Below are 16556 nucleotides of genomic sequence, written 5' to 3'. Positions count from 1 at the left end.
TAGCACATGAGAAAAATATACGTACCTATCCTGTTCTTATTCTTATTCTTATTAAGCCCGGTAAATGCACAGGCGCAGGATCAGCCTCCTTTCAATATCACGCATGTGATCTCAGTCCCTCACCTTTCACCAGGGGACAGTAACACAGGGTTAGAATTCACTATACAGAATAATAAAGACGTATCTATTAACAATATTAAAATATACCTCTTCTTAAGATTCCCATTCTCAGCCTCAATACCTCCCAATAATAAACTTGGGGAACTCAGCTACCCGGGATACCTCATTGGCGCAGGCGGTTCTGGTGATGAATATACCCCATACTTTGATCTTGGCTCCGGTATGGCTCGCAGAACTTTTTTCAAGATCGATGTCGATAGAGGTGCAAAATACGGAACCTATGACATACCTTATACGATCTATTACAATCAGAATAATGAATACAACGGCAAGATTACGGTTGCCGTCATGGGCGACACACTCGTAGAGATCACTGATGTATCTGTAGCCTCGAATAATTCGCTTGTCGAGCCGGGAAAGATATTCAAAATCGGCGTATCTTTTGAAAACATCGGTGATAATGATATCAAGTGGCTTCGGCTCTCACTAAACCCGAGGGATAGAGAGCTTGTGCCTCTATCTTCAGCCTCTGAACGTGTTTTTAAAGATATAACCCGGGGATCAAAAAAAGATTCTGAGTTCTGGTTCTCTATAGAGAGAAGTGCTGCTATCAAGAACTACCCGATCGATCTCGTACTCAGCTACATTGATGAGAGGGGAATTGAGTACAATGAGACGAAGCTTGTGGGTATAGTCTCTGCTGGAAGAGCACAGCTTGATATCGCAAAAAAGATAACAGAACCAGCAAGAGTAAAACAGGATCAACCGCTTACACTCACAGTGAAGATTGAGAACACTGGCACAGGGGATGCCAAGGGCGTATCAGCACGCCTTGAATCAGAGATGGAAGGGGATACGCTTGCGTACCTTGGTGAGATCAAAAAGGATGATTATTCCAATGCTATCTTTACACTGGATGCAGCAAAGAGCGGGAAAAAGACAGGTATCCTGCTAATAAGCTATGAGGACGATTTCGGCAGGCATGAGATCCAGAAGGATATAGACCTGATAATCAACCCTGCTGATACCCAGAGCCCGCTTCCTGCTGTGTTCAGTATAATTGCAGTACTGATAGGGATACTTCTCTGGAGGCGGAGGAAATCCAGGACCTTATGAAGGCATGGATCTTTCTTGCTATCAAGGATCTATCAAAAAGAAGGCGCGAGACCTTAATGGTCATCCTTGCCATAACCATAGGTGTGGTAGGTCCACTTTTTACGACAGCACTGAATAATGGAATGCAGAACGCATTTGTAGGGAATACAGTTGATGTATATATAGGGCATCTGCAAATACAGCCAGATACAGGCGAAGATTTTATTCCAAGATCTGAAAGTGTGGTATCAAAAGTTACTGGTATAAAAGGCATCCAGGGGGTAGCGCCAAGAATAATCGGAGGTGTGGCGATAGAGTCTAATACAGAACGTATCGGGATTGCAATGTATGGTATCAGGCCGTCGCTTGAAGAAAAAGCTTCCACACTGTCCAAGACCGTGGAGAGAGGAGAGTTCCTTGATGATAAAGATAAATATGAACTGCTGATAGGAACATCACTTTCGGAGATGTTGAAAGTTGATGTGGGTGATACAGTACTTATCCAGTACATGGACAGGCAGCCAGTACGGTTCAGGATCAAAGGTATCATCAGTACAGGTACATGGGAACTTGATAGATACGGAATAATATCCACCTATAATACTGTCAAACAACTTATAGAAAAAGACGATGCCACCAGTATCCTGGTTAGACTTGAGAGACCGGATGATTCAATAATGTACAGGACTATCATCCAGAAAGAGACCGCACATCCCAATGTAAAGACATGGCAGGAGCTTTCTGCCGGGATGGCAGGTATGATTGAGACCTTTGGCGCTATATCACTGCTCACTTCAGCAATCTCTGTACTGGTTGCAGCTATTGCTATCAGCCTGATAATATACACAACAGTGAAGAATAAGATCCGGCAGATAGGCGTGCTCAAGGCAATAGGTGCAAGAGGATCTATGATCCTCAAGATCTATCTTGTAGAGGCACTATTTATCGGCGTAATCGGGACAGTTCTTGGTACCATAATCGGCATGTTTCTTATAAGCGGTATGCAGCAGAATCCTCTCATTATGGAGCCAGAGTATGGTATGAAACTTGTTATTACCCCATGGATCTCAATAAGATCGATAATAGCAGCAGATTTAGCCATACTTCTGACATGCATTTTAGGTGGTATCTACCCTGCATTCATGGCTGCAAAGACAAATATCATAAAAGCCATATGGAGCGGATAGGTTGATCAAACTCGAAAACATTAAAAAGATATATTATATGGGTAAGGTTGAGGTACCTGCCCTTCGCGGGGTGGATCTAACTATTAACCGTGGTGAGTTCGTGGCGCTTATGGGCTCATCCGGGAGCGGGAAATCTACTCTGATGAATATGATCGGATTACTGGATTCCCCAACATCAGGCAAAATTGCTATCGATGGCATTGATGTATCCTCACTAAATGAGAACCAGAGGGCTGATTTCAGGTTAAGAAAAATCGGGTTTATATTCCAGTTCTTCAGCCTGCTTATGGAATTAAGCTCAATTGAGAATGTTATCCTTCCTATGCTAATGGATGAACGTAGATATGATCGCGCCGCTTCTCTTCTTGAACTTGTGGGTATAGGCGACAGGGCGATGCATATGCCGAGTGAGCTCTCAGGCGGGCAGCAGCAGAGGGTAGCCATTGCCAGGGCTTTAGCTAATGAGCCTGCTATACTCTTAGCTGATGAACCAACGGCTAACCTGGATACAGAATCATCTAACCAGATCGTGGAGCTGTTTCGGCACTTAAATAACCGGGGACAGACTATAATCATGGTGACACATGAGCCAGAGCTGGGTGAGAGAGCAGATAGGATTGTAAGGCTTAAAGATGGAAAAATGGTACCATGAAGGGTCGGCATCTCTGTCCTGGCTCTGGATAGCATGCTATAAATTTATATACTATAAATCCATGCTATCTCTCTTATGGAAGATGCTATAGCGAAAACATCTACTACTGAGAGTACAATAAAAAAAGAGAGCGAGACTGAAGTAAAAGAATTACAAGAGACCATAGATTCGCTTAAAAACCAGGTAAAGGAGATGCACTCAAGGCTTCTTGAGGCAGCAATACTGAATAATAAGTACGTCCAGACAATCCAGGATCATCAGAAACAGATTGAGCAGTTGAAAAAACCACCTCTGTTCATCTGCAGTGTCGTAGAACTTTTTGATAATATGGCACTCCTGAGGCAGCACGGCAGCAATCAGGAAAACATAACACGGATACCGGACGAAATAATTCCTGAGATAGAAGCAGGTGCGCGTGTCGCTGTTACAAATAACCTTGCAATTGTCAAAGTATTATCAAGATCAGTGGATGTACGGGCACGGGTAATGGAACTGATAGAAGCCCCTGACATCGATTATGATATGATAGGCGGCTTGCACAGGCAGATAGAAGAAGTTATTGAGGTACTTGAACTTCCGCTCACAAGCCCTGAATTATTTACAGAAGTAGGTATCGAACCTCCTAACGGCATCCTGCTCTATGGCCCGCCCGGGACAGGGAAAACACTCATAGCTAAAGCAGTAGCCCACAGAGCCAAGGCGACATTTATCAGGATGAGCGGGACCGAGCTTGTGCAGAAATACATCGGAGAAGGTGCACGGCTGGTGAGGGATGTATTCAATATAGCAAGGGAAAAAGCCCCAAGCATCGTTTTTATAGACGAGATAGATGCTGTGGGAAGCCGCAGAACCTATGAAGGCACGACAGGTTCATCCGAAGTTAATAGAACAATGGTACAACTGCTTTCAGAGCTTGATGGCTTTGATAAGCGGGGACATGTGAAAATAGTTGCGGCCACGAACCGTATAGACCTTCTTGATCCCGCACTACTACGACCGGGCAGATTTGACAGGATAATCGAAGTACCACGGCCAGATGCTAAAGGGCGCTGGGAGATCTTTAAGATACATTCACGGAATATGAAACTGGACAATGTAGATTTTGAAGAACTTGCGGAAATGACTGAAGGATTAAGCGGCGCTGATCTAAAAGCTATTGTTACTGAGGCAGGTATGTTTGTGATCAGGCGAAAAGGCAAGGCCGTAACCATGGAAGATTTTAAGAAAGCCTATGATAAGATGATCATCAAGGAAAAGAAAGAAGAAGTCGCGGGAATGTTCGTGTGAACCACCCCACGCTTGTGCTGTGAGTCTTCCTGCTTCATCATATCCCTACTTAGACCACTCTTGCAGGCTTCAATCAACGAACTCAAAACGAACTTAAACGAACTCCAGCCCGAGTTCGTATCGAGTTCGTACCAGTTCGTTGTTTATATTAGCTCAACCACATCCGAGTCTAAGATGCGATATATATTGAACTTTTTCATACCAGGACGCAAAGTTCGCAAAGGAATTTGCTGCTACGCTTTGCGCCCTTTGCGCTCTCTGCGGTGTTTAATCCAATCAAGCAAGCGGGTTTTCTCTACCCCTTGATCCCAATGCTATAGAAGTTAGTCCATTGTTTCGCCTGTATCTTTCTGGCGAAGCTGGGAAAGAGAATATGCTACATTTCTTATTCGTAGCCTCTCCTCATCTGTTGGTTCTTCGCCTTTTTTAATGGCTTTGATTCTTTCAGAACCTACGCCTGAATATTCGCTGACCTGTTCATATGTAAGTTTATGTTTATGAAGTAATTCAATCAAATAGCGTTTCGTTGCAGGAAGTCCCATAATAGTCACCTGAATAGTATGCTTTAATACATAAGGACAGGTATATCAAGGTATCTTTAGGTGATATAGAAATGAACGATATAGATACTGATGTTATCCAGACAACTGAAACTGAGATCGACGGAATTAAGAAAAAATTAAGGAAAGTAAAAAGGAAATGCACCGTCGTACGTATCGCACAGGCTAAAGGCTGGAGAAATGTTGTGGTTCTGGATGAAAAAACAAAAAGGAAATATTTCTTTGGTAAGGTTATCAATCCACCGCCTGAGATTAATCTTGGCGATGAACTGTATATAGGATATGAGGATCTGCCTTATGAGCTTCCGGGTATAAAGCAGAAGATAATCCTCATGACACTTGATGGCTTCCAGCTCGACTGGACTATGGTTTAAGCCTGCTCCTGCTCCTGTTCAAACTATCGTACCCGCGCTTCCAGCTCGACTGGACTATGGTTTAAGTCTCTACAATAATAGTCCCAGTCAGGCTTTCATTTTCTTTAAGGTAGAAATTATATGTTCCGGGTTTTTTGAACGTATAATTTGTGCGTTTATCATTATCCAGAAGCCTGGCCTCAAAGAGACCATCAGAGCTGACAAGAGTGAGCGGATCTATCCCTTCATTAGTCCAGACAACCTCATCACCAGGTTTGATCTTGTATATGCCCTGGGGGAGACTGAAGAAACCCCTTTTGCGGTCAAGTTTTACCGGCACCTTCTCGCCTGTTGGTGTGGCTTCAGGAACAGGCATATCTGTAATAACAGAAGCCTGTGGAATTCCAGTAATATCTGGTACCGGAGCTGGTGCAGGGGTTGATGCTGGATGCTCTGACGTAACTGAGTAATAGTAATATCCTGCCCAGACAATACCCCCAAGAACAAGTATTGCCAGAGCTAAAACCAGGAGCTTACCTGGGCTGTAGGGCTTTTGCTGTGCTCTGGGGAGTGAATCAGCAATATGAGAGATCTCATCATCAAAACCTACTGTAGTCGACCCTATATCACCTGCCCCGGTCAAATCCCTTGTCCAGTTGCATTTAGGACATACCTGGATAACAGGGTAATCAATACTGTCAAGACCTAATTCTTTTTTAATAGTTTTGGTTATTAAAGACCCGTTGCATTTTGGACATCTGTCTTCCATTTCGACACCTTCAAAACTTCATTATACCTATATATTTAGACCTATATGAATATGTCGATTGATCCATTATATTTTAATTTTAAAATTAAAGTTATTGAAATCGATATATACACATAAACGGCGTATAAGAAAGTAGTTAAACGATGAAGACACCCACCTTTAGAGCAAAAGGAAAAATGGCGCCGAGATTTGTTGCGGATTTTGATTCCACAACAGCAATGCTAAAGTCTCTTGGTAATTTTCTCAGCGGAAAAGATTTTCCCGGAGTGGGTATTTTTCCGACGCTTGGTCCGATAGCTCCAGGAGTAAACAGGCTTCCCGGGAGAATACGAGAGACCATTGCTACATGGGGTGCATTTAATGAGGCTGTCCCTCCTGATAGCCTCTGGAAGGTTCGCGCCGAAGAGATATCAAAATGGGTCATCAATCATTACCCGAAGAAGAGAAAGTATCCTGCGATAATGGTAGGTTCGCCGAGCGGGGCTATGGTGCACCTTGCTGCGGCACTGTGTATCCCGTGGCTGCCGCAAACATTTCTTATACCTGTGAGGCGGCCGCCAGAATTGCATATTGATGAGCCCAAAAGAACTATTGAATGGTCAAAAGAACCGGCCAGGCTTCTTCTTGATAATAATCCTGAGTTGCAACTGTACCAGATGTTCGATCCCAACCATGACAGGTTAACGCTTAAGCGTATGGCATATTTTCGCATTAAAAGACTGTGCCTTGGTATCAGATATGAGCGATTTCTAAGAGAATCACTTGAAGAGGGTGGAGCAATTATAACAGTTGAGTGCCAGTCAACCTGGCCGACTACTAAAGTTGATGATAGACATATATTTCAATTCGGCGGGATGGGCGGTGCAACAGAGGAGGACTATCTGGCTGGCACCAGGAGAGTTGAGGAATTTCTTAAACGATATAACCCGCGTTTAAGAAGGTGGGATGCCCCGGAGCCTGATGGGTATAGACCAGAATCAGAATGGGGATTTGATCAAGCTATAATGGGAGATATAGAACGGGTTGCAAAAGAAGGAGGTTTTAAAATTAAGCGGATTGTTTTTAAAGATCCGGAACACCTCAGTCCTCCTGTTGCGGATCTATACAGGTGGTGGTACAGAAGTAGAGGGATTCCAGCGAACAGGTTATTTGCAGAGTGTTTTATAGTCCATGAACCATTCTGGGCACTTCGTACCGGATCCGTACCTTTCTGGATGAGCTTTAATATGGAGGCATCAGCCGATTGGCTGGAGGAGTATCTGCAGAACACCGAACTTTACGATGAGATTTTTCTAACACTTTTTTCAAATGGCGTGGATTCTGTTGATCTTGCTCCAATAGAGCGGTGGCGATCAATACTTGCAGGGGCAAAAAAGAGGGGTGATTTTATAGGTGTTGATCCCGATGAATTCCCAATGGACTTCGGAGTATTTATTAAATATTATACAGACCTGAAAAAAAAGATAACTGCAAGATACCCGATACCGGAACCATTGACACTTAGCCAGGTTGAGGATTTTCTGAAGCATAGAAAAGGTATCTATCCCGTACAATGGCTCAATTCAATATAAGAGATAAAACCAGTACTACTTCTCGCACTCCAGACCGAACTCCCTGTGCAGGGCACAGACAGCCTCCTTAGCATCATCTGAGCTTACAGCAAATGAGATATTATGCTGGGATGAGCCCTGGCTTATCATGATCACATTTGCCCCTGCTCTTCCAAGCGCCCCAAAGACCCTGCCTGCGACCCCGGGTGTGTTTGCCATGCCTGCGCCTACGACCGCCACCACCGAGATATTCCTGTCACGGGTCACCTCTTTAACGATACCGTTATTGAATTCGTCCTTTAGCGCCCTTACAGCCGCATCAAGATGATTTGCATCGACCACTATGGAAATATTTGCCTCAGATGAGCCCTGGCTTATCATTATTATATTCACCCCTGCATTTGCAAGGGTAGAAAATACACGCGCAGCCACGCCTATCGTCCCTACCATCCCTGCGCCTGAGATATTTATGAGCGCAACATTTTTGATAACTGTTACAGCTTTTACAATATCCTTGATCTGTTTCTGGTCTTTTACTACAATGGTTCCAGGGAGTTCAGGATGGAACGTATTCTTGACACGCACAGGTATCCCGTGCTTTATCGCAGGTTCTATTGCCCTGGGGTGCAGCACCTTGGCACCAAAATACGAGAGTTCCATAGCCTCTATATATGAAATAACGGGTATAGTCCGCGCCTCGGGGACAATATGCGGATCGGTCGTCATGATCCCATCTACTTCTTTCCACAGCCATATCTCATCTGCTCCCAGCGAAGCCCCGAGTATAGATGCTGAGAAATCAGAACCGCCGCGCCCCAGTGTCGTGATTATCCCGGACTCGCTCTCTGCAATGAAACCCGTTACCACCGGGATGCTATTATTAAGCAGTGGCCCTATCCGCTCCTTTACTAATGAATACGTTTTTTCAAGAGGCTTGGCATTGCAGTAATCATCGTTAGTTATAATCCCGGCTTCGCCGCCTGTGAACGAGCAGGATCTTACTCCAAGGGATTTAATAGAACCGCACAGGACAGGTACAGCAAGCCGTTCTCCGTATGATGAGATATAGTCTATCGACCTGACGGTCAGTTCACCCAGGTAACATATACCGATGAGCGCCTTCTCAAGTTCTTCGATGCGCATATCGATCTCTTTTGTTGCATTCTCTACGATATCGCTCGTATTGCTCATATCTATGGCATCATGTGCAGCCTGATGATGCTGCTTTGTCAGATCAGCGATGAATTCCTTTACGGCTGTTGTTCTTCCTGTCTCTGAGGCCTCTTTAGCAACTCTCAGCAATGCATCGGTAACGCCGCTCAGGGCAGATGTAACAACAATAACCTCATTCCTTTCATCATAATATCTTTTTGCGAGCTCTGCGACATGTCTCATGCGGCTGCCGTCGCCAACTGAAGTGCCGCCGAATTTCATCACTAATCTCATACTTGCTTTCCAATCGTTAGATGTTCTATTAAAGATTATGATTTTAAGGCAGGTAAACGAAAAGCTGAAATGCTAGTAATCCAATTAAACCGACTTATCTGGTGATAATCTGTGAAAGTACTTGTAAGCGACCCGATATCTGAGCAAGGTATTGAGATATTAAGTAAAGAAGTTGATGTTGATATAGCTACGGGTCTTGAGCCTTCAGAATTGATAAAACGGATAGGGGATTATGAAGCACTCATTGTCCGCAGTGAGACCCAGGTAACAAAAGATGTCATCAATACAGGGAAGAAACTGAAGATCATAGGACGAGCCGGAGTAGGTGTGGATAACATAGATGTGAACGCTGCTACTGAACGGGGAATTATTGTGGTAAACGCACCTGAAGGCAACACTATCTCGGCTGCTGAACATACAATAGCCATGATGATGGCGTTATCAAGGAACATCCCCCAGGCCAATGCCTCACTTAAGGGCAAAAAATGGGATAGAAAGAGGTTCATGGGGGTTGAGGTAAGGGATAAGATACTGGGCGTTATCGGACTTGGGAGAATAGGGACAGAGGTTGCCAGGCGTGCTGCAGGTATGGAAATGAAAATCCTTGCCTACGATCCTTTCATATCACCAGAGAGGGCAGAAGAGCTGGGTGTGGAATTAACAACCGTTGAGGGCATAGTTAAACGTGCAGATTATATTACGGTACATACACCTCTCACAAAAGAGACAAAAAACCTTATCAGCGACAGGGAATTTGCTATAATGAAAAAAGGTGCCCGATTGGTCAACTGTGCAAGAGGGGGCATTATCAACGAAGAAGCTCTTGCAAAGGCAGTTAGAGACGGCATCGTCAGCGGCGCAGCCATCGATGTTTTTACCAAAGAGCCGCCATTTGATAATCCGCTTCTTGAGCTTGACAGTGTTATTGTAACCCCGCATCTGGGAGCATCGACTGAAGAGGCCCAGATTAATGTGGCTGTTACAGTGGCTGAGCAGGTTATCAATGCCTTAAAAGGCCTGCCTGTGAAGAATGCCATCAACATGCCGTATGTCAAGCCTGATGTCATGCAGATCCTTGAGCCATATCTTCCTCTTGCCGAAAAACTGGGGAAACTGTGCACGCAGCTTATGGGCAGCAATTATGAGAAGATCGAGGTATCATACTGCGGTGAGATAGCGGATCAGAACGTGGCGCCATTGACCCTTGCAGTATTGAAAGGCCTGCTTGAACCTGTACTTGGTCCGGGGGTGAACTATGTAAACGCGCCCGGTATAGCAAAAGAGCGCAAGATAAAGGTAATCGAGAGCAAATCAGAGACAGTTGATGGTTATCCAAGCCAGATCTCTGTAAGGTTAAGCAAGAAGGGTGACGAAAAATTAGTAAACGGTACTATATTGGGTAAGGAACCGCGTATTATCAAGATAGATACCTACCGCATAGATGTCGTCCCCACGGGCTATATGATCGTGGCAAAACATGAGGACCGTCCCAATATCATTGGCCCGTGCTGCATGATCCTGGGAAGAAATAATATCAATATAGCCGGAATGCAGGTCGGCAGGATTGCAATAGGCGGTGAAGCGATTATGGTGCTTAATATAGATTGCGATGTAAGTGATGGAATACTCGATGAGATCAGGTCGATCAATGGGATCATCGATGCGAAACGAGTGGTATTGTGATTTTTAATCAGTCATCCTGATGAATTCATAGAACTCATCCCAGTCAAGGACTGTGGAGACGCAGCCGGCTCTGTCCAGTGTAAGACCTACCCCATACAGGTTTAGTTTTTCGCACATCTCAAGGCCTGATACTACCTCTGTAATGCAACCAACACCGAGGATTGCGACTGGCTTATGTTTTCGCACAAGCCGAACCACGAAACTTGAGCCCGGAACGATAAACACCTTATAACCCAGACCCTCTGCATCTTTCTTTGCCTGGCCGATCTCACATTTCCCGCAGTTGGTACACTGCATGCCCTCTGGGCCAAGCCTGGATGAGCAGTCAACAGCTCTCAGGCACTGTGGCAGGAAGATTATCCGCTTATTTTTAGGCGTATCTTTGAATTTTTTAATGGATACCTTGTTCCGTACCTCAATACCTACCTTATCAACAATGGAATCATCCATCCTGACAAGCCTGAATAATGCTTTAACCAGATTCTCAAGGACTGTAATCGAAAAGAGCATAAAATTCGGGAATATGAATCTCTCTGTTTTGAAGGAATAGGCAACCAATAACGAACCAAGTACTGCGGCTATGAGCAGGAATATCACAAAATATACTGCTGCCTGACCGATTACTGTGAATAATGAATTGATCTCAAATGGCATTATAATTATAACTATCTGCAGATGAGATATAATTCACCCTGGATGAGTCCTATCATGACTATGAATCCTATTAAGACTTCTCCTTGATTTTCTCTTCTATTTTGGAACAGATGCCCTGCGCCTCATTATTAATCGGAATTATCTCTATCTCATCAGGGCCTGACGCACCAAGACCCAGTTCTGCTGCCCTGGCAATCTGGTCCTGCTCAAACACTCTACCTCTTAAAACCTCACCTGTGGTGTCGTAGATACGCAGAACCGCCACTCCAGCAGCATCTACTGCCACCCTATCCCTGCCTGCTACCATAATATGCGGCTCTATCAGTGTTCCTCTCTCAGGACCACCTTTTGAGAAACCCTGTATCCCATCCATAATTACGAGCCCCGGCCTGTAGGCTGTATTGATCTCAGCTATCATCTGTCTTTGATAAGGAGAGACGTGAAGCTCTGCCATATAGTTATAACCATCCTCAGGATCGTGCGCTGCCACCATGCCGACACTGTTCTTGAGGGACATGGTAATATGCCCGCCGAACCTGTGGGTCTTGAGGCAGCAGGTCTGTATGATCGCATCTGCCTCACTGAAGATCTTTGGAAACAGAAAACCCCTCTTCCAGTGGCTTCCTCCGGGGGCCTGGTGGACCCATCCGCTGCTCCCAACATCATCAAGTACCACTACATCAAATCCCACTCTTTTTGCAAGTTCAATGACTCCCATATCCTCAAGAACTTCACCTGTTACGCCCATTCCGCTCCTCTCTGCCATAACCACGCTGCATCCTCTCCCTTTGAGCGCATCAACTATGGCTGATAGGGTATCTATATGGGTAGAAGCGGGAAAGGGATCTGCGCTATTGTAGTTGGCCTTGAGTGCAATATTCTTGCCAGATAAATTCCCGGGTTCGAAATATTTCAATAGCTCCTCTACTCCCCTTCTCCTATCAGTGGTTTTTATTACATACACTTCTGATCTAATGTCTCTTTCCACAGGCAATTCCCCCTTTTGCTTCCTGTTTTTCCTGCTAAAAACAATGATGCTGATAACTATCTAAGACTTCCCAATACTATTAAGGGATAATATGTTTGGTATCATTACTAAATCTTACGGTTTCAATGAGGATAAGATTAAGCCGTCCTGAGACAGAGAGATTGATATCATGACCACAGAAAAAGTACCTGGATGGATAAAACAAGTATTGATGCCTGAGCTCAATGAAATGAAAGGTGAACTCAAGGCTATCCATACACGGATAGACTCAGTTGAAGTCCAGATAGGTAGCCTGAGAAATGAAATGAACTCTAAATTTGAAGGCATGAATTACAGGTTTGAAAAAGTAGATGAAAGGATAGACAGCCTCAGAACTGAAATAACCGTAAAGTTCGATTCTCTTGAGAAGCGTATCCCTGTGATCGAAAAGATAACCGCCCTGGAGCTTAAGATTGCAGATATTGAGAAAAGGTTAGCATCAGCACAGGCATGAGATTATCTCTTTCGGTCATTCTATCCACCTAATTTAATGAGACTTAAAAACTTTTTTTTGCTTGACTTTCAAAGGAACGTAAAAAAACCTGAGTAAATACGTTTTTTAAAATTTAAAGCAAAAACCATATCAAACAGGAAAAAATGTATTATCTATACATAGTACTAAAGCGGGAGAAAGGAGAGATAGAATATGTATATTGGCAAGCATAAATTGCAGATGGTAAAGGCAGATGTAGTGGTGGATAATGGGAGTATCAGTGTCCTGACCGATCCAAGGCTTGAAAAATGTCACATGAGGAGTAAAGGCTTTGGTCACGACAGAGAAACAAAGGAAACGATCAGGAATGTCCTATCAAAGCATATGGAGAAGCTTGGACTTTTCAGTGATGCGAGAGTTCTTGAGCTCTCAGAAAGAACCATTGCTGCCGGAGCATCTGAGACCCTTGCAGATTCCATCAGGGAGGGTATGCTGGACTGTGCGGTTACTGTCTGTGATGGTGCAGGAACTGTAGTTTCATCAAAGCCAGGTATAGTTCAGGCTATCGGTGCGGTTATTCCATGGCTGAGTGAAACAACACCTATTCCTGAAACCCAGAGCGAACTTAAACAACACGGTTCTTACCTTATTGATGATAAAGCAACAATTGACCAGGTGAGAGGAGTTGAACTGGCTGCCATGCATGGGTATAAAAGAATCGGTGTTACTATGGTGGGGATCAAATCCAGTATACTGAGGGAACTGCGCAGGGTAGAGAAGGATAAAGGGTTGCAGTTGACCGCTCTTGTTGTTCATAACTCAGAGATGACCGAAGAAGATGCCCGTACCCTTCTTAATGAGAACGCTGATATCGTGTGGGGATGTGCCTCTGAGGTTGTCAGAGCAATCATAGGACCGAAAGCCGTACTCCAGATGCAGGGACCTGTGCCCATGTTTGCTCTCACAGAGCGCGGAAAGAGGTGCGCATTGGCCCGTATAGCTAACTATCAGGACCCCATCCTGGTTGCCAGGTCTGACCTTCCGGTTCTACCGCCTGAGATACAGCCAGAGCCCATGCTTTAGTTAATCAGTATTATTAGCGTTAATCTGCGGTTAATATTGCCTATCGAGTGTTAGCAAGCAATTTTATATATTTTTTTTCAAACTCATCCAGGCATGTGTTGCAGCAAAAGAAATAGTCTTTATCATCAAATCTCTTTCTGACCGCACTATCTGTCACTTTTTTGCTGCAATAAGCACAGGTCAGGGTTATGCTTGAGGATGCAAGCGGTATGGTAGTATCTTTTCTAAATGTATTTTTTATGTATATGATGCGGATGTTGTTCACATCTGTGAGATCTATCCTGTCCTGTATTGCCAGGATGCGCTGCATATCCCCTGCTATCCTTGATACTATGGCTGTGTCAGAATCAGATGTTACATACAGCTCCTTTATCTCTTCAAGCTTGAGGAGTTCTTCTGCTATCCTCTTAACTGCACCGGGCTTGGCGTTTACAAGCAGTATTACCTCTGATATGCCTAACTTGCTGTTATCGATATCTATAGTGAATTTACTGATGACGCCAAGCTCAAGCAACCTGTCCACGCGGCTCTTGACCGTGGGCACGCTTGTCAGGCAGTGCTTTGCTATCTCCTGGAACGATTTCCTGCTGTTATCCTTCAGATGGGTCAGTATCTTGACATCGAGATTATCCAGTTCTACCATTTATAGGGCTTTACATACAATGTAAACATAAGTAGTTTATGGTCGCGTTAAATTATGAAAATATATATACTTTAATACTCCTTTTATCTTTAGTGGCATCAAATGGAATTATTTGAAAAAGATAAAGCTGTGGCATTAAATGAAAAAATTGATAACTATGTAACTTTGCTATGGAGATACGACATCAATACCATTTTATGCGAATGTAGTTTTAATTATGTTTCGATTTCCTTGTCGCCTGACTCTATTATAGCAGCAGTCATGTCTGTAGCTGAAGGTGGAAATAAGGTTTATTTTTTCAATCGGCAAGGAAAACGGCTCTTTAAATCCAACGATAGTAGATTTTCAATATCTTCTGATGGCTCATACATTGTATCAGAGGGTTATGAATTTTTTTCGTTGTCTTTTAAGGTCGTTTGCTTCAACCGGGTGGGAAGTATCCTCTGGAGCTATAAGTTAAAATACATTAGCAGCATTTCGATTTCTTCAAATAGCCTGTATATCGTAGTAGAAGGACATGATACTGTTTATTTCTTCAATAGAGATGGAGAATTGCTTTGGAGTTACAAGATGATTGGGTGGGCTCATTCAATTTCGATATCCTCCGATGGTTCATGCATAGCAGCAGGAAGTTACGATAGAAAGACTAAAAACGGTAAGGTCTATTTCTTTAACAAAGATGGAACTCTGTTATGGCATTATAATTTTACTTATCGAATACAAACTATTTCAGTTTCTTCCGATGGCTCATATATAGCAATTGCAGTAGGGTCTAAGGGTATTTTTGAGTTCTCAGTCAATCCTTTGCAGAAGTTATCGCGGTTATTAATGAAAAAAACATCGGATGAAGATAAGCCTGAATATAATGAAGTTTATTTTTTTAATCAAGAGGGAATACTGCTTTGGAGTCATAAGATAGACTACAAGATTTATAATGTCATGGTATCTACAGATGGATCATTCGTTACAGTAAAGGGACACGATAAGATTTGTTTCTTTAATCGAGAAGGAAAACAGCTCTGGAGTCATAAGATTGATGACCCGTTTCATGGAGTATCGTTTTCTTCCGATTGCTCATACATAGCAATAAAGGATAAAGATACAGTCTATTTCTTTAACCGAGAGGGAATCCAGCTCTGGAATCACACTATCGACAGCCCTATTAGATGCGTATTTGTCTCCTCAGATGGCTTGTATATAGCAGTAGATTCTTTAGATATGATTTATTTCTTTAATCGAGAGGGATACCTGCTTTGGAGTTACAAGATCGACCGTCTAAGAGGCGTTTCTGTTTCCTCAGATGGCTTACATATAGCAGCATGGAAGTCTGATAAAGTCTATTTCTTCAAGATCCGAGTTTAAATTATGATATATTTATATTGTGCACAAGCCCATGAAACGGTAGCCACCATATAATATCTATACTTAGGAGTTTATATAAGATATTCCTGCGTTGGTCATATTACGAATCTTTACTGCTATCCTATCTGCATCTGATTGGCCAGAAGGACAATGTATTGAGATGGATTCTCCAGAATATGTAACTATTTCTGTACTCCATGATTCGCCTTCGTCAAAATTTTCTGTTGCTGGGAGGTGGGTTTTGATTACTCTGATATCTTTTACATGTGAAGAAGGTATTTCTTTAAGAGAGTAGATGAAATTGATAAAATACTTTCTAACAGATATTATTTGTAATTTTTTATCTAAAATTATCAATTTTTTAGTAAAAGCACTCAACAAATTTAAAAATGCCACATACAAAATCAATAGAAATACAACAATAGAATTAGGAGAACTAAGGAAAATAAGTAATCCAAACGCGAAAAAAGTGAACAATAAACTGATTAAAAGTCTCATGGATGCATCCGCATCTAAAACAATTATATCTTCAGTCTCTTGACAAGTTTTATCGGCATCTCTCATCATTTAATAATTACCTTTTTTGATATTACTATAGTTTAGCACTTTTGGTAGTCATAAATATTACGGTGAAAATCTATTAAAATACTTT

Annotated in this window: 17 protein-coding genes; 10 read left to right on the top strand and 7 right to left on the bottom strand. The window is 43.1% G+C overall.

Features of this window, described 5'->3' with window-relative positions; translation table 11 throughout:
• Positions 1-6: 6 nt before the first annotated feature.
• The 4 genes from ANME2D_RS00265 (at position 7) to ANME2D_RS00250 (ending at position 4341) form a co-directional block, all read left to right on the top strand.
• Positions 7-1236, top strand: a complete 1230-nt coding sequence (locus tag ANME2D_RS00265; protein ID WP_048088211.1) for a COG1361 S-layer family protein — start codon at positions 7-9, stop codon at positions 1234-1236.
• Positions 1233-2402: an ABC transporter permease gene (locus tag ANME2D_RS00260; RefSeq protein ID WP_048088210.1), complete on the top strand. Its 1170-nt coding sequence runs from the start codon at positions 1233-1235 to the stop codon at positions 2400-2402. Before ANME2D_RS00265 ends, ANME2D_RS00260 begins: the two co-directional genes overlap by 4 nt.
• A gap of 37 nt (positions 2403-2439) precedes the next feature.
• Positions 2440-3054 (top strand): ATP-binding cassette domain-containing protein, encoded by a 615-nt coding sequence (locus tag ANME2D_RS00255; RefSeq protein WP_102044951.1) that lies wholly within the window; start codon positions 2440-2442, stop codon positions 3052-3054.
• A gap of 75 nt (positions 3055-3129) precedes the next feature.
• Positions 3130-4341, top strand: coding sequence for a proteasome-activating nucleotidase (locus ANME2D_RS00250; protein ID WP_048088208.1), 1212 nt, complete (start codon positions 3130-3132; stop codon positions 4339-4341).
• Positions 4342-4664: 323 nt separating this feature from the next.
• Here the strand turns inward: ANME2D_RS00250 and ANME2D_RS00245 are convergent, their stop codons facing one another.
• A complete protein-coding gene (locus ANME2D_RS00245) occupies positions 4665-4883 on the bottom strand; it encodes a hypothetical protein (RefSeq protein ID WP_048088207.1) in 219 nt (72 codons plus the stop codon).
• A 71-nt stretch (positions 4884-4954) separates the two neighbouring features.
• Here ANME2D_RS00245 and ANME2D_RS00240 point away from each other — a divergent pair, with 71 nt between their 5' ends.
• Positions 4955-5275, top strand: coding sequence for a hypothetical protein (locus ANME2D_RS00240; RefSeq protein ID WP_048088206.1), 321 nt, complete (start codon positions 4955-4957; stop codon positions 5273-5275).
• Positions 5276-5336: 61 nt separating this feature from the next.
• Here ANME2D_RS00240 and ANME2D_RS16605 read toward each other — a convergent pair whose 3' ends face one another.
• Positions 5337-6023, bottom strand: coding sequence for a cupredoxin domain-containing protein (locus ANME2D_RS16605; protein WP_052368479.1), 687 nt, complete (start codon positions 6021-6023; stop codon positions 5337-5339).
• Between the two features lie 143 nt (positions 6024-6166).
• Between ANME2D_RS16605 and ANME2D_RS18590 the strand changes: the two genes are divergently transcribed.
• Positions 6167-7594, top strand: a complete 1428-nt coding sequence (locus tag ANME2D_RS18590) for a hypothetical protein (RefSeq protein WP_048088205.1) — start codon at positions 6167-6169, stop codon at positions 7592-7594.
• Positions 7595-7609: 15 nt separating this feature from the next.
• Here ANME2D_RS18590 and ANME2D_RS00225 read toward each other — a convergent pair whose 3' ends face one another.
• The gene (locus ANME2D_RS00225; RefSeq protein ID WP_048088204.1) at positions 7610-9019 is read right to left on the bottom strand and encodes an aspartate kinase; all 1410 of its coding nucleotides are present in this window, start codon (positions 9017-9019) and stop codon (positions 7610-7612) included.
• 111 nt (positions 9020-9130) lie between these two features.
• On the opposite strand from ANME2D_RS00225, the gene serA reads away from it, so the two are divergent.
• Positions 9131-10702 (top strand): phosphoglycerate dehydrogenase, encoded by a 1572-nt coding sequence (gene serA / locus ANME2D_RS00220; RefSeq protein ID WP_048088203.1) that lies wholly within the window; start codon positions 9131-9133, stop codon positions 10700-10702.
• 3 nt (positions 10703-10705) lie between these two features.
• Here serA and ANME2D_RS00215 read toward each other — a convergent pair whose 3' ends face one another.
• Complete coding sequence (locus tag ANME2D_RS00215; protein ID WP_048088202.1) at positions 10706-11356, bottom strand: DUF116 domain-containing protein; 651 nt, start codon at positions 11354-11356, stop codon at positions 10706-10708.
• A gap of 70 nt (positions 11357-11426) precedes the next feature.
• Positions 11427-12344, bottom strand: a complete 918-nt coding sequence (locus ANME2D_RS00210) for a DUF362 domain-containing protein (protein WP_048089190.1) — start codon at positions 12342-12344, stop codon at positions 11427-11429.
• Positions 12345-12513: 169 nt separating this feature from the next.
• Here ANME2D_RS00210 and ANME2D_RS00205 point away from each other — a divergent pair, with 169 nt between their 5' ends.
• Both ANME2D_RS00205 and ANME2D_RS00200 read left to right on the top strand, forming a co-directional pair.
• Positions 12514-12837 (top strand): hypothetical protein, encoded by a 324-nt coding sequence (locus tag ANME2D_RS00205; protein WP_048088201.1) that lies wholly within the window; start codon positions 12514-12516, stop codon positions 12835-12837.
• A 192-nt stretch (positions 12838-13029) separates the two neighbouring features.
• Positions 13030-13899 carry a DUF2099 family protein gene (locus tag ANME2D_RS00200; RefSeq protein ID WP_052368478.1) on the top strand — a complete coding sequence of 290 codons (870 nt, stop codon included), beginning with the start codon at positions 13030-13032 and terminating at the stop codon, positions 13897-13899.
• A gap of 40 nt (positions 13900-13939) precedes the next feature.
• Here ANME2D_RS00200 and ANME2D_RS00195 read toward each other — a convergent pair whose 3' ends face one another.
• Positions 13940-14542 (bottom strand): winged helix-turn-helix transcriptional regulator, encoded by a 603-nt coding sequence (locus ANME2D_RS00195; protein ID WP_048088200.1) that lies wholly within the window; start codon positions 14540-14542, stop codon positions 13940-13942.
• Positions 14543-14644: 102 nt separating this feature from the next.
• Between ANME2D_RS00195 and ANME2D_RS00190 the strand changes: the two genes are divergently transcribed.
• The gene (locus ANME2D_RS00190; protein ID WP_048088199.1) at positions 14645-15904 is read left to right on the top strand and encodes a DUF5711 family protein; all 1260 of its coding nucleotides are present in this window, start codon (positions 14645-14647) and stop codon (positions 15902-15904) included.
• 63 nt (positions 15905-15967) lie between these two features.
• Here the strand turns inward: ANME2D_RS00190 and ANME2D_RS00185 are convergent, their stop codons facing one another.
• Positions 15968-16471, bottom strand: a complete 504-nt coding sequence (locus ANME2D_RS00185) for a hypothetical protein (RefSeq protein WP_048088198.1) — start codon at positions 16469-16471, stop codon at positions 15968-15970.
• Between the last annotated feature and the right edge of the window lie 85 nt (positions 16472-16556).

The sequence above is a fragment of the Candidatus Methanoperedens nitratireducens genome (assembly GCF_000685155.1).
In the GTDB taxonomy this organism is placed as follows: Archaea; Halobacteriota; Methanosarcinia; order Methanosarcinales; family Methanoperedenaceae; genus Methanoperedens; species Methanoperedens nitratireducens.
The sequence above is the reverse complement of the archived record's forward strand: the minus strand, read 5'-3'. Positions and strand labels throughout refer to the sequence as shown.

Excerpts from the sequence above, each read along its gene's own strand:
- ANME2D_RS00265 (WP_048088211.1), top strand. The coding sequence starts at position 7 with ATGAGAAAAATATACGTACCTATCCTGTTCTTATTCTTATTCTTATTA.
- ANME2D_RS18590 (WP_048088205.1), top strand. The coding sequence starts at position 6,167 with ATGAAGACACCCACCTTTAGAGCAAAAGGAAAAATGGCGCCGAGATTT.
- ANME2D_RS00205 (WP_048088201.1), top strand. The coding sequence starts at position 12,514 with ATGACCACAGAAAAAGTACCTGGATGGATAAAACAAGTATTGATGCCT.
- ANME2D_RS00190 (WP_048088199.1), top strand. The coding sequence starts at position 14,645 with ATGGAATTATTTGAAAAAGATAAAGCTGTGGCATTAAATGAAAAAATT.
- ANME2D_RS00185 (WP_048088198.1), bottom strand. The coding sequence starts at position 16,471 with ATGATGAGAGATGCCGATAAAACTTGTCAAGAGACTGAAGATATAATT.
- ANME2D_RS16605 (WP_052368479.1), bottom strand. The coding sequence starts at position 6,023 with ATGGAAGACAGATGTCCAAAATGCAACGGGTCTTTAATAACCAAAACT.
- ANME2D_RS00255 (WP_102044951.1), top strand. The coding sequence starts at position 2,440 with ATGGGTAAGGTTGAGGTACCTGCCCTTCGCGGGGTGGATCTAACTATT.
- ANME2D_RS00195 (WP_048088200.1), bottom strand. The coding sequence starts at position 14,542 with ATGGTAGAACTGGATAATCTCGATGTCAAGATACTGACCCATCTGAAG.
- ANME2D_RS00240 (WP_048088206.1), top strand. The coding sequence starts at position 4,955 with ATGAACGATATAGATACTGATGTTATCCAGACAACTGAAACTGAGATC.
- ANME2D_RS00245 (WP_048088207.1), bottom strand. The coding sequence starts at position 4,883 with ATGGGACTTCCTGCAACGAAACGCTATTTGATTGAATTACTTCATAAA.
- ANME2D_RS00200 (WP_052368478.1), top strand. The coding sequence starts at position 13,030 with ATGTATATTGGCAAGCATAAATTGCAGATGGTAAAGGCAGATGTAGTG.
- ANME2D_RS00215 (WP_048088202.1), bottom strand. The coding sequence starts at position 11,356 with ATGCCATTTGAGATCAATTCATTATTCACAGTAATCGGTCAGGCAGCA.
- ANME2D_RS00250 (WP_048088208.1), top strand. The coding sequence starts at position 3,130 with ATGGAAGATGCTATAGCGAAAACATCTACTACTGAGAGTACAATAAAA.
- ANME2D_RS00225 (WP_048088204.1), bottom strand. The coding sequence starts at position 9,019 with ATGAGATTAGTGATGAAATTCGGCGGCACTTCAGTTGGCGACGGCAGC.
- ANME2D_RS00260 (WP_048088210.1), top strand. The coding sequence starts at position 1,233 with ATGAAGGCATGGATCTTTCTTGCTATCAAGGATCTATCAAAAAGAAGG.